The sequence below is a fragment of the Paenimyroides tangerinum genome (assembly GCF_003865405.1).
GTDB lineage: Bacteria > Bacteroidota > Bacteroidia > Flavobacteriales > Flavobacteriaceae > Flavobacterium > Flavobacterium tangerinum.
Window position 1 is genome coordinate 1 of record NZ_RQVQ01000056.1, and the last position, 12,809, is coordinate 12,809.

Annotated in this window: 10 protein-coding genes and 2 tRNA genes; 7 read left to right on the forward strand and 5 right to left on the reverse strand. The window is 31.4% G+C overall.

The window, feature by feature from the left end; genetic code table 11:
• Positions 1 to 296: 296 nt before the first annotated feature.
• From EG240_RS15190 to EG240_RS15210, 5 genes are all read right to left on the reverse strand, one after another.
• Positions 297 to 370: transfer RNA gene (locus EG240_RS15190), tRNA-Asp, on the reverse strand.
• Positions 371 to 459: 89 nt separating this feature from the next.
• Positions 460 to 533, reverse strand: a tRNA-Asp gene (locus tag EG240_RS15195).
• A 184-nt stretch (positions 534 to 717) separates the two neighbouring features.
• Complete coding sequence (trxA, locus tag EG240_RS15200; RefSeq protein ID WP_125020202.1) at positions 718 to 1,035, reverse strand: thioredoxin; 318 nt, start codon at positions 1,033 to 1,035, stop codon at positions 718 to 720.
• A 108-nt stretch (positions 1,036 to 1,143) separates the two neighbouring features.
• Entirely contained in the window at positions 1,144 to 5,673 is a 4,530-nt protein-coding gene (gene dnaE / locus EG240_RS15205) for a DNA polymerase III subunit alpha (RefSeq protein ID WP_125020203.1), read from the reverse strand.
• A 109-nt stretch (positions 5,674 to 5,782) separates the two neighbouring features.
• Positions 5,783 to 6,295 (reverse strand): DUF6252 family protein, encoded by a 513-nt coding sequence (locus EG240_RS15210; protein WP_125020204.1) that lies wholly within the window; start codon positions 6,293 to 6,295, stop codon positions 5,783 to 5,785.
• 279 nt (positions 6,296 to 6,574) lie between these two features.
• Between EG240_RS15210 and EG240_RS15215 the strand changes: the two genes are divergently transcribed.
• From EG240_RS15215 to EG240_RS15245, 7 genes are all read left to right on the forward strand, one after another.
• On the forward strand, positions 6,575 to 7,591 hold the full coding sequence (locus tag EG240_RS15215) for a hypothetical protein (protein WP_125020205.1): 1,017 nt from the start codon (positions 6,575 to 6,577) through the stop codon (positions 7,589 to 7,591).
• Positions 7,592 to 7,731: 140 nt separating this feature from the next.
• Entirely contained in the window at positions 7,732 to 8,352 is a 621-nt protein-coding gene (locus EG240_RS15220) for a DUF4280 domain-containing protein (protein ID WP_125020206.1), read from the forward strand.
• A 135-nt stretch (positions 8,353 to 8,487) separates the two neighbouring features.
• Entirely contained in the window at positions 8,488 to 10,341 is a 1,854-nt protein-coding gene (locus tag EG240_RS15225; protein ID WP_125020207.1) for an N-acetylmuramidase domain-containing protein, read from the forward strand.
• A gap of 1 nt (position 10,342) precedes the next feature.
• Entirely contained in the window at positions 10,343 to 10,831 is a 489-nt protein-coding gene (locus EG240_RS15230; RefSeq protein WP_125020208.1) for a hypothetical protein, read from the forward strand.
• Positions 10,832 to 10,916: 85 nt separating this feature from the next.
• On the forward strand, positions 10,917 to 11,630 hold the full coding sequence (locus EG240_RS15235; protein WP_125020209.1) for a hypothetical protein: 714 nt from the start codon (positions 10,917 to 10,919) through the stop codon (positions 11,628 to 11,630).
• 471 nt (positions 11,631 to 12,101) lie between these two features.
• Positions 12,102 to 12,365 (forward strand): hypothetical protein, encoded by a 264-nt coding sequence (locus EG240_RS15240; RefSeq protein WP_125020210.1) that lies wholly within the window; start codon positions 12,102 to 12,104, stop codon positions 12,363 to 12,365.
• On the forward strand, positions 12,337 to 12,762 hold the full coding sequence (locus tag EG240_RS15245; RefSeq protein WP_125020211.1) for a hypothetical protein: 426 nt from the start codon (positions 12,337 to 12,339) through the stop codon (positions 12,760 to 12,762). Before EG240_RS15240 ends, EG240_RS15245 begins: the two co-directional genes overlap by 29 nt.
• Positions 12,763 to 12,809: the final 47 nt, after the last annotated feature.

Sequence of the window (12,809 nt, forward strand, 5' to 3'; positions counted from 1 at the left end):
CTCGAACCCGCGACCCCATGCGTGACAGGCATGTATTCTAACCAACTGAACTACCAAACCAGAATTCTGTTTTTCAACGTTGCAAAGATAGTAACTTTTCCAGTGTTTACAAGACTTTAGAGCATTATTTTACAATTATTTCTTAAACTACTTAATTTCAATAATTTGCAAAACAAAAGCCTTTAAAAATAAAAAAGCCCTCCAAAAAATTGGAAAGCTTTTCATTGGTCTAACTACTAAACCAGGTACTCGCGTACCTTAACAACACAACTATTTTTGATTCTCCGCGAATCTCGCGGTCTGGACGGGACTCGAACCCGCGACCCCATGCGTGACAGGCATGTATTCTAACCAACTGAACTACCAAACCAAAATTTAAACACTTAAATCTTAACAGATTAAATAAAAATCAAAGAGGGCAAAAAAGCCCCTCGTAACCGAAGGGCTATTTAATCTTAGCGGTCTGGACGGGACTCGAACCCGCGACCCCATGCGTGACAGGCATGTATTCTAACCAACTGAACTACCAAACCAGAGCGTTGTTGTTTTCAACGGTGCAAATATACAACGCATTTTTAATTCTCCAAACATTTTAAGAAAAGAATTTAATCTTTTTTCGAAAGTTTTTTTAAACCTTCTTAACCTCAATAATTTACAAACACAAAAAAAACGAGAAGATTTCTCAACTCGTCTCTATTTCTATATTTCTAGTTCCGATTACAACAAAGCATTGATTGCATCTGCATAAGTTTGCTTTGGAGCAACTCCTACTTGACGACCAACAATTTCTCCGTTTTGGAAAATTAATACCGTAGGAATACTTCTAACTCCGTATTGAGAAGCAAAATCTTGATTTGCATCAACATCTACTTTTCCTACTACTACTTTTCCATCAAAATCACCACTTAATTCTTCAATTACTGGACCTAACATTTTACAAGGACCACACCATTCTGCCCAAAAATCAACTACTACTGGTTTATCTGATTTTAATACTACTTCCTCGAAAGTAGCATCTGTTATTTCTAATGCCATATTAATTATATTTTTTTTATTCGTTCTGAAAAACAAAAATAGGAATTTTTTTAGAAGTACCTCAACAATTCATATAACTTTTATCTATTGAACTACAACTAAATACTATTAATTCAATTTAAAATTAACCTGAATCTGCTCTAAAGCTTCTAATAAATCTGAAGAAATTTCGATTCTGGTATTTCTACTAGGCATCTCCAAGACATTAATTACTTTGTATTCTACTTCAGGCAACACAGGTTCTACATTCATTTGTTCTAAACTTTCCATCGAATCGATATTATCGATATCAATATCAGTCAACATTTTATTTACTACTTCGGTTTCAATTCGTTTTTGAATTTTCTCTAATTCATAAATTTCAAAAGTAACCGGTTTATTTCCTTGATGCTCATCTAAAACCATTCTGATTTTTTCAATCTGATTCGCTTTTAATTCATTTACATCAATATTAATAATCAATTTTTTAGCATAAGTAGGAATTACTTCATTCAACAATTTCATTTCCATAAATTGCAATCTTGGTTCCGAACGTTCGTTGGTATCTTTTTTAACCCATCCTTCTTTTGCCATTACTTTAAAATAAACAAAAGTATTATTCAATAAGAAATGACGGAACTTCAAGAAATCTTCATTAAACAAACGGAATTCCATACTTTCATCATAACCTTCTACGCTAAACATTGCCCAGTCTTTTCCTTTAGCAGAAGTTCTAAACTGAACGTTTGAAATCATACCTCCGAAACTTAAATTTCGTCCAACTAAAGGATTCAAATCTTTTAACTGTTCTAAGTTTACATTACAGAAATATTTCATTTCAAATTTAAAATCATCTAACGGATGCCCGGAAATATAAATCCCAACAACTTCTTTTTCCTTAGCTAATTTCTCCATTGTTGTCCATTCCTCACAACTTGGAATTACAGGTTCTGGAATTTGAACTTCACTAGATTCTCCAAATAAACTTACTTGAGATGAATTTTCATTTTCCTGAAACTTAGAACCATATTTCATCGCTTTTTCCAAAAACGTTATCGCATCACCATCGGTATGAAAATATTGCGCACGATGTGTTTCTTCAAAACAATCAAACCCACCTGCCAAAACTAAATTTTCAAAAGCTCTTTTATTGGCTGCTCGTAAATCGATTCGTTTTGCTAAATCAAATATCGAACGATATCTTCCATCTTTACGATTTTCTACAATCGTATTTACAGCACCTTCTCCTACTCCTTTTATCGCACCAATTCCAAAACGAATTTCGTAATTATCATTTACCGTAAACTTATAATGCGATTCATTTACATCAGGCCCTAAAACTGCCAATCCCATACGACGACATTCTTCCATAAAGAAAGTAACTTGTTTAATATCGTTCATATTGTTTGAAAGCACAGCCGCCATATATTCTGCAGGATAATGCGCTTTGAAATAAGCCGTTTGATAAGCAATCCAAGCATAACACGTTGAATGCGATTTATTGAAGGCATAAGACGCAAACGCTTCCCAGTCTTTCCAAATCTTTTCCAACATTTTCGCATCGTGCCCTTTTGCAGAAGCTTGCTCAACAAATTTAGGTTTCATTTTATCAAGAACTTCCTTTTGTTTTTTACCCATCGCCTTACGAAGTACATCGGCTTCACCTTTTGTAAATCCAGCTAATTTTTGCGACAGAAGCATTACCTGTTCCTGATAAACCGTAATTCCGTAAGTTTCTTTTAAATATTCTTCACAAGCATCCAAGTCGTATGTAATTGGTTCTTCTCCGTTTTTTCTACGAACGAATGAAGGGATATATTCTAACGGACCTGGTCGATACAAGGCATTCATCGCAATTAAATCAGCAAAAACTGTCGGTTTTAATTCACGCATATATTTTTGCATTCCAGGAGATTCGTACTGGAAAACCCCAACCGTTTCTCCACGCTGGAACAATTCATACGTTTTTACATCGTCAATCGGAATTTCTTCCGGATCGATAACAACACCCGTTCTAAATTTTATTAAGGCAACTGTATCTTTAATTAAGGTCAAAGTCTTTAACCCTAAAAAGTCCATCTTTAATAAACCAGCAGATTCTGCAACCGAGTTATCGAACTGCGTTACATATAAATCAGAATCTTTTGCCGTTTGAACCGGAACGAAATTGGTAATATCATCTGGTGTAATAATCACACCACAAGCGTGAATTCCGGTATTACGCATCGAACCTTCAATAATTTTTGCTTGTTGGATTGTTTCAGAAATTAAATCTCCTTGATTAGCTAAATGAATCAACTCTTTAATTCCATCAAATTCATCAGAACGAACTGCTTTTTTAATTTCATCTTCAGACTCAGAAAGAAAACGAGAAATATTCCATTTCCCAGGCATCATTGTAGGAATTAATTTAGCGATACGTTCTGATTCAAAAAGTGGTAAATCCAATACACGAGCCGCATCTTTAATTGAGGATTTCGTTGCCATTTTACCATAAGTGATAATTTGCGCAACTTGTTTTGAGCCGTATTTGTTTATAACATAATCCATAACTCGAGAACGACCTTCATCATCGAAATCGATATCAATATCGGGCATCGACACACGATCTGGATTCAAGAAACGCTCAAAAAGTAAATCATACTTAATCGGATCTAAATTGGTAATTCCTAAACAGTAAGCAACCGCAGAACCCGCTGCAGATCCACGACCAGGCCCAACCGAAACTCCCATAGAACGAGCTTCTGCGATGAAATCTTGTACAATCAAGAAATACCCTGGATAACCTGAATTCTCGATGGTTTTCAATTCAAAATCCAAACGTTCGGTAACTACATCATCAATCACATCATAACGACGTTCTGCACCTTTATATGTTAAATGTCTTAAAAAAGCATTTTCTCCTCTTTTACCTCCATCAGCAATATCTTCTTGATGAACAAACTCTTCTGGAATATCAAAATTGGGTAATAAAATATCTCTATATAAAGAATAGATTTCGATTTTATCTACTACTTCTTGAATATTAATAATCGCATCAGGCAAATCCTTAAATAAAGATTTCATTTCCTCTTGCGTTTTATAATAATATTCTTGATTTGGTAAGCCATATCGATATCCACGACCACGACCGATTGGCGTAGCTTGTTTTTCACCATCTTTTACACACAAAAGAATATCGTGTGCATTGGCGTCTGATTTTTCTAAATAATACGTATTATTTGTCGCAACCAATTTAACATTATGCTTACGCGAAAATGAAATCAATGTTTTGTTTACACGATCTTCATCTTCTTGATTATGACGCATAATCTCAATATATAAATCGTCTTGAAATTGTTCTTTCCACCATAACAAAGCTTCCTCGGCTTGTTTTTCACCAAGATTCAAAATCTTATTAGGCACTTCTCCTTGAAGATTTCCGGTTAAAGCGATTAAATCTTCTTTATATTGCATAATCAACTCTTTATCTATACGCGGAACATAATAAAATCCGTTTATCGAAGCAGCCGAAGCTAATTTTGCAAGATTGTGATAACCTTTTTTATTTTTTGCTAATAAAACAATTTGATAACCATTGTCTTTACGGCTTTTATCTAAGTGGTTTTCACACATAAAAAATTCGCATCCAACAATTGGTTTTATTTCTTTATCTTTTGGTTCTTCACCATTTTCAATCAAAACTTGATTTGCTTTTGCTAGTGATTTATTATAATCCATAATCGCACTAACAAATTTAAATGCACCCATCATATTTCCGTGATCGGTCATTGCGATAGCTGACATTTTTTCTTTAGCCGATTTTTTCACCATCACACCAATGTCCATAGTCGATTGTAAAACCGAAAATTGGGTATGATTGTGAAGGTGCGCAAAAGTTGCATTTTGAAAAGCTTGAAGTTTTTCTTCTGTAATTACATCATCTTCATTGATAAAAACATTAGATTTCTCTAATTGCTTACGAATATCATCCGAAGCTTTTTTTAGATTTATATGTTTTAATCCAATTAACTTAAACGATTCTGGATTACGCTCTTGAAATTCTTTAAAATAAGAATCAGGTTGTTGAACTTCATCTTTTGTGAAATTTCCTTTACGGATTAATTCCAAAAAACAACGTGTAGTCGCTTCCACATCGGCAGTTGCATTATGCGCTTCACCAAATGGAACTCCGAATAAAAATTCGTGCAACTCCGTTAAAGTCGGTAATTTAAAACGTCCTCCTCTACCTCCAGGAATTTTTAATAAATTAGCCGTTACTTCTGTACACGTATCCAAAACTGGCATTTTAGCCATCGGCGAATCCATATTCATACGATAGAATTCACATCCCATAACATTGATATCGAAACCAACATTTTGTCCGACAACAAATTTTGCGCGTGACAAAGCTTCATTAAATTTCACCAAAACATCGTGCAAAGGAATACCTTTTTGCATTGCCAAATCAGTTGAAATTCCGTGAATACGTTCCGAGTCATAAGGAATATCAAATCCTTCTGGTTTTACTAAATAATCTTGATGTTCGATTAAATTTCCGAATTCGTCATGTAACTGCCAAGCAATCTGAATACAACGCGGCCAGTTATCGGTATCGGTTATTGGAGCAGACCAATTTTTAGGTAATCCAGTCGTTTCTGTATCGAAAATTAAGTACATAAGAAATTAATTTATTAAAAGAAGTGACATCAAATTTACAAAAAAATGAACTAACAGGAAACAAAAAAACCACTTCGCTTGAAGTGGTTTATAATATAAAAGTAAAATTTTATTCTACAATTTCAGCCGGAGCTTGTTCTGTAACTTCTCTCAAAGGAATTCTAAAGAAAACACCTTCATCAAGTTTTACATCAACAACAACACCAGCTTCTACACGAGAAGCTTTAACTAAGAAAGTCCCAGAAATAAAGCCTGGCACTTGTTTCTCAACAGGATCTAAAGTCAAGTGTCCTCCTCCTAAATTATAACCAGTTTTATAAACATAAGTTACATTTTCATCAACTATACGATATGTAGCAATATTCGTTTCATTGTTACCAAAATCATAACTTTTTCCAAAACTATAACTTGGTATTGTCATCACTAATGATTCAACACCATCAGTTCCGAAAACACGTAATGTTCCGTCTTTAACTTCTGCTACACTATTATTAGCTCTCCAAAGTTTGTAATTTCTTTGAGCTTGAAATGAAGGGTCGTTAAACTTTACATCATCTTCACATCCTGTGAAACCTAAACCTAAACCTAAAGCTAATGCAACGATTAATATACATTTTTTCATATATAATTTTTCTTTAATGAAAGTCTAAAAAACAAAAATATAATTTTTTAGCTATCAACGCATACTTTTTTTAATAAAAAATTAACTTTAACTAAAAAGTTTTTATTTTTTTTATCCAAGATAAGTATTTTGAAAGTTATTTACAATTTACGAACTAATCCTTTCAGGTTTTCAATTATCATTTCTTCACACATAAACGAATAAAAAAAATCAAATAAATTGATTTTCAAATAGTTATTTTCCATACATTTATATTACCACCCCCTTATTTAAAAAACCATGTCTGAATTTTTTATTTACAAAATTCAAAAAGGAGACTTGTTAAGCAATATTGCTAAGCGAATTGGCATGCACGCAGTTGATCTAGAATTTTTTCACAACTCGAAATGTGGTACAAGTGGTAAAATATACTTCGATAATTTAATTGGATTAAGTTATTTGTTTATACCTGTTAATTATCAATCAGAAGAACAAAAAAGAAAACTTTTGATTAATGAAAGACTAAATTCTCCTTTTAATAAAAATTTCTTTTTTCCTATTTATCACATAAAAGAAATCATCAATACGTTTTCTACACCAGAAATAGAAATATCATATGATTTGAATTTAATTTTCAATGATGAAAGATCTAATAAAATTGTTGCCTTTAAACGAGATAACTTTAAAAAAAGTAATCAAAAAATAGATTCAAAAATGAGTAATCTGGCACTCAAAACAACACAAAGTATTGAACCAATTTCGTTTGTAACAAAGCAAAATGGCACTATTGATCACATTTATAAACCAAACGAATTACTACTTAGATTTTTAGATAAAAAAGAAAAAATTCAAGATTTTTATATTGGCGTTGCAACAGAAAAATATCTAGAAAATTTTGAGAATGATTTAAAAAATGAAGAAAAATTTTCAAAAACAATTATTGGGTCTGTGCTCATCAAAACGTTGTTTCCAAATTTAGACTGGTTTCATAAAAATGAACCTTGGAATGAAATGATTGTATTTTATCCAAACTCATTTCCCATAGAAGTTATTTGTCAAGCGCAGTATAATCATAACGATAAAAACCAAGTAGTCACAACTATCGAAGGAAAATCTGAAAGAAAAAATTTTTCAGATATCATTTCTGGTAAAGAAATCTCTGAAAGTTACGATTTCAATTGTCATACCGAAATTACTTTAGAATACATTACGCAGAAAACAACTAAAAAAATACTGGCAGCTAATTGTACTTTAAAAATAATCAAAGAAAAAGAAATTGCCTATTCTCATGTTTTAAGTCTAACCACAACACTATAAAAATGAAACAAAAACCAACCTCAGCTACTTAAACTTTTACGTCGCTAGCACAGCAATTAAACATTAAAAGTCCAGATCATCTCAAACTTTATCACAACCTTCATTGTGAAGAAAAAGACATTATTAGAGGTGAAAAAACAATGGGAAAAACAATTATTTTACCTGAAGATCCAGATTTTTATACAAAAGACGAAGAAACAAATTCTGAATCAACCTCCGCTTCTCAAAATGAAAATGAAAACTCCATTATTGAGAATGAAAATTCGGACAACGAACATAAGGGCAAATTTTTTGTGATTCAAAAAGGAACTTGTCAATGCAACCAAGGCTTTAAATTTCCGAATTTCAAAGTTACGAGTCATCAAAAACATTATTGGAATAGTCATGAATCTGATAATGATTTTTTGGCAGTTACAGAAGACGATTTGGAATTTAATCCGAAAGTTGAACCTTTTGGAAAATGCAAATTAAAACCAAGTTCTAGTGGTTATTTGCCTTGTGCATTTGCACCAGCAGGCAAGTGGTTAAAAGCGTACGAAAAAGTAAAAATTATGGAAAAAAGTTGCTTGACCGAAATATCTGAATTGATGTGTGCATCTGGCGGAAAAATCACTATTCTAAAACACGGTCAGCAATCAGAATTGGGTAAACGAAATGTAGGCAAAGCAAATGTCCAAGAACAACAAATTCTGAACCCTATAATTGATTTTGATCAATATCGAGAAGAAATTGAAAAATTAGATGAACCTGAAGTTTATTAAAATTTAGAAGTTATGGCAAAAAAAGGAGTTTATAAAATATCTGGTCCTTCTCAACCGAAAATAAATGAGAAAGCGACTTATAAAGTTATTTAATGGTATAAGGATACACCGTTTGATCAACGTGATTTTTCAAAAGTGACCTGGGAACTTTTTAGACAACGAAAAGATGGATCTTTCACTTCTACAAACATAAAGAAAAAAGGAACTGGTATTTTTACCTTTACCAATAATGCTTACGAAAATGTTTATAAAATTGAGGGGTATTTATTCAGTTCGGAAGGAAAAGAACCCATGTCTATCATTGTAAAACCTCAGAAAGCTGAAGTTTCGAAACAAGAAGTTCCAAAAACGAAAGAAGTTTTAGGCGTTACCTTGAGCCACCAAGACGGAAGCAAAATCACCAAGGCGTTGAGCTACATGGATCAATTGCGTGCCGTTGCCAAATTTAAAAATATGGCAGGTGAAAAGGTTACATTTTCACTTTGGGAAGACGATACTAAAGGATCAGGACATAATAAAGAAAATATACTTATTGCTCTTTCAGGTCCAGTTCAAATAGACAGTAAAGGAAATGCACGTTGGGATTTTACTTTATTAAGCACCTATGCCTTATTTGCTATGGCAAGAGAAGATGATAACAAACAACATGAATACTATGTATTGGTTGAATATAATGGAAATTCAAAAGCAAGTGGAAATGTGAATGTAAATGTTGATGAAAATTCATTTATTCCAAAAATTGTAATTAATAAACAAAAAGTAGCAACAAAAACAGAAGCACAGCCCAAACCAGATACAGCAAAAACATCAACAAACAAAAATTCTAAAAACAATAAAACCGATACAAAAGGACTAATCCATTCGATAAGATTTGGAAATAAAGATGGTATTGAAATAAACGGAAGTCCAAAATTTGGAGATACTATATATTTAATAATAAAAGGAGAGAATCTATTATCTAAATTTTATACACTCAAATTATGGGAACATGACTACGTTGGAAAAAATGATTTATTATTTACTATACCACTAATATTTTATGACAACAATGAAATTAAAATACCCATTACTTTAAATCAAACTTTTCAACAAATTGGAGAATATGGTAATAATATGAACAACAAAGATTCGGGTGAATATTCATGGAGAGATAAGCATCAAGAGCTATTTGCTGAAATCATTTTTGATTCTTTGAGTGTTAAATCGAGTGTGATTAATGTAAACATCTACGAAGAATACAAGAAAAATTATGATCAGTCGCCAGCTTTGGTTGATGCGGTAGAGAAAATTGAAAGGAAGAAACCCGTTGCAAATAATTCTAAAGAAAAATGTTATTGCTATCTTCAAGGGATAACAACAACAGCTTGTGAAGGAAAAGGAAACTTAGTGTCTGATCAACATTTTGAAAGTTTATCTAAGGACATTGGCGTTGAAGCAAAAGTTTTTAAAGCAGTTGCTATTGTTGAATCTGGAGGAAGAAAATCTTTTCTTGATTTCAATGGTGAGCAAAAAGCAAAAATTCTTTATGAAAGACATTATATGTATCGTTTTTTAAAAGCTTTTAAAACCAAAGAGGAATTAGAAAATTTGAAAAACAGCTCACCTGATCTTGTACATAACGTAGGTACATACAAAGACCCTAACGCAATTTATGGTACTGAAAAAGAACAATTTAAAAAAATATATGAAGCAAAAAAAATAGATAATGATTCCGCAATAAAAAGTTGTTCATGGGGCAAATTTCAAGTAATGGGTAAATATTATAATTATTTATACGAGTCTCCAGCTGAAATGGAAGAAGCAATGAATATGTGTGAAGTACAACATTTTGCATATTTCAAAGTATATTTAAAAGATGTGGTAGGTTCTGCAATAATAACAGCTATGAAAAATAAAAATTGGGCCAAGATAGCAGAGTTGTATAATGGCCCTGATTATGCAGTCAAAAAATATCATATAAACATGGATAAAGAATATAACAAACTATAATATGAAAAACATCTTATTTTTTTTAACATTATTATTATGTTGCGAAAAAAGCATCGAAAATAATATTGAATCAGAAACCCAATCAAAAGTAAAAAATGACACTTTAGAATTAGTAATTACAGATGATTACTTGTTGAAAATCAATAAAAAAAACAAACAAATAAATTCGATAGATTTTTTTCGTCCTATTAAGCATGAATTGATTGATGAAAAAATATATGCACAAATTTTATACGAAAAAAAAAATATTATAATAAATCTAGAAATAGGGGAAAACGCTAACTATTATGAAGATATTTACTTAACAAAAGTAGAACCCATAAAAATTGAAAAAATGGTAGCAACGTCTATAATAAAAACATCTGAATTTCTGCAAAAAATAGAATGTATTGAAGTTATTAACGAACCAATTTTATCAAGTTATTATAGAACCTTAAATTCTAAAGAAAAAAAATGTACTAAAATTAATATTGATAATAATGAACAGTAATGAAATCAGTTTAATGTTTTAAAAGCAAAATCTTAGATGTTAAAATAAACGAAGAATACAAGAAAAATTATGATCAGTCGCAGTTTTGGTTGATGCCGTAGAGACCGAGAAAAAGAAAGAAAACGGTAAATGTCCGAATTGTGAAAAGGATATAACATTAGAAGAAATTAAAGCTATTTGTACAGGAAAAATAGGAAATAAAGAAATCTGTTTGATAGAGGATGACACATTGATAAAAGAAGCTATTCCATATCTAAATAAATATAGAAAAAAAGTTGCAATAAATACATGCCTTACAAAAGCTCACTTTCTAGCTCAGATAAGTCAAGAGTCAAAGTTTTTTCAAACACAAGAAAGGTTTAAATATACAAAGCCCGAAAGAATGAAAGCATTATTTATATCTTATTTTAACCAATTTGAAAATGATAAAGATAAAGAAGCAAAAAGGTTATCAGAGTTATCATTAGATAAAAAAAATTGGCCTGAAATAGCTAATGCTATTTACGGACCTACACATCCTGAAGGCAAACGTTCTGGTCATAACAATACAGATGGTTGGAGATATAGTGGTAAAGGATTTAAACAAATTACATGGAAAAAAAACTATGAAACATTAGAAAAATATGCAAAGGATAATTTTGGAGTAGAAGTGATATGGGTAGGAGGTGAAAATCCTTATAAATTAAAAAACAATCCTAAAGATGCAATACTATCAGCACTTGCTTATTGGGAAAATAATGAAGTATGGAAAGTTGCTGATGAAATTGAAGATTCCAATGAAAAAACATTAAAAAGATAAGAAGAACAGTAAATGGGGCAACTGCTGGGTGGCAATACGCTAAAAAATATTTTGAAAAAGGAATAGAAGTATTTAAGGTCAACGATTGTAATCCTGTAGAAAGTATCCTTTCCGACGGTAAATGGTACGATCCTGTTAATAATCCTAGACTGACGAAATATAATTATGATGGAAATATAAAACCATCAAGTGGTACATATGGTGAATGTAGAAGATATTCTGATGGCAGAAAAAAATATCACGGAGGTTTTGATTTTTTTGCTATACCTGGTATTGATAAAGTATATGCTTGTTTAAAATCAAATATAGTTGAAGTTAGACGTTCTGATAGTGCAGGTTGGATAATAAGACTGAAGATACAAAATGTTTCTGACTTATTAAAACAAGAAAAAGAAGTTAATTATCAAACTCAGTACACAGACGAATGGAAAGGTAGAGATATAACAGAAAATGATAATGCATATTTTATATATGCACCTGCATAGTGTATTTTTCACTGCAGAAGATGCTAGAAATAATAAAGAGATAGAAGCAGGAACTTCTTTAGGATATGCTGGAGTTTCAGGCACCATTGCAAGTGGAGGGAAAGCGCCACATCTACACTTAGAAGTGGCTACAGTTAAAGACCCTTTCACAGAAGGTAGACAATATAGAACAAACCCAGCCAGATTCGTAAAACTTAATTCATATGACACAAAAGACCAAGATGATGCAGCAAAAAAAAGACATTATTAATAACTGCTTAAAATTAGCTTTACGTTTCTCATTTTTTTTCATTTTTTTCATTTTCTCCTGCAATGGACAAAATAAAAAGGCAGATAAATTAATTGTAGAAAAGGAAAAAACTAATTTTATAGGAAAAGAATTTATAATAGACCAGTACAATTATAAAAATGATTTATTTAATTCTAAAAAATTAGATGTGTTATTTAACAAAGATAATTACAGCTATTTGATTGGTGAGTATTCTGGTACATCTAAAGAAAACTTCAATTGTAAGATACTTGGTTTATTTAGAAATAATAAACATGAGAAATCTTATGCTTTATTTTATGATAAAAATGATGTTCTAAGAGATACACTTAACATTACCAACAAGGATATATCGCTCGATATTTTATTTGAAACCTGAGTTCGATTAATAAATCAAGAAAAATAGTTGGTAAAAAAAAGAAATAG

What these genes read in the sequence shown, in the direction of transcription:
- trxA (WP_125020202.1), bottom strand. Translation starts at nt 1,035, where the DNA reads ATGGCATTAGAAATAACAGATGCTACTTTCGAGGAAGTAGTATTAAAA.
- dnaE (WP_125020203.1), bottom strand. Translation starts at nt 5,673, where the DNA reads ATGTACTTAATTTTCGATACAGAAACGACTGGATTACCTAAAAATTGG.
- EG240_RS15210 (WP_125020204.1), bottom strand. Translation starts at nt 6,295, where the DNA reads ATGAAAAAATGTATATTAATCGTTGCATTAGCTTTAGGTTTAGGTTTA.
- EG240_RS15215 (WP_125020205.1), top strand. Translation starts at nt 6,575, where the DNA reads ATGTCTGAATTTTTTATTTACAAAATTCAAAAAGGAGACTTGTTAAGC.
- EG240_RS15220 (WP_125020206.1), top strand. Translation starts at nt 7,732, where the DNA reads ATGGGAAAAACAATTATTTTACCTGAAGATCCAGATTTTTATACAAAA.
- EG240_RS15230 (WP_125020208.1), top strand. Translation starts at nt 10,343, where the DNA reads ATGAAAAACATCTTATTTTTTTTAACATTATTATTATGTTGCGAAAAA.
- EG240_RS15240 (WP_125020210.1), top strand. Translation starts at nt 12,102, where the DNA reads ATGCACCTGCATAGTGTATTTTTCACTGCAGAAGATGCTAGAAATAAT.
- EG240_RS15245 (WP_125020211.1), top strand. Translation starts at nt 12,337, where the DNA reads ATGATGCAGCAAAAAAAAGACATTATTAATAACTGCTTAAAATTAGCT.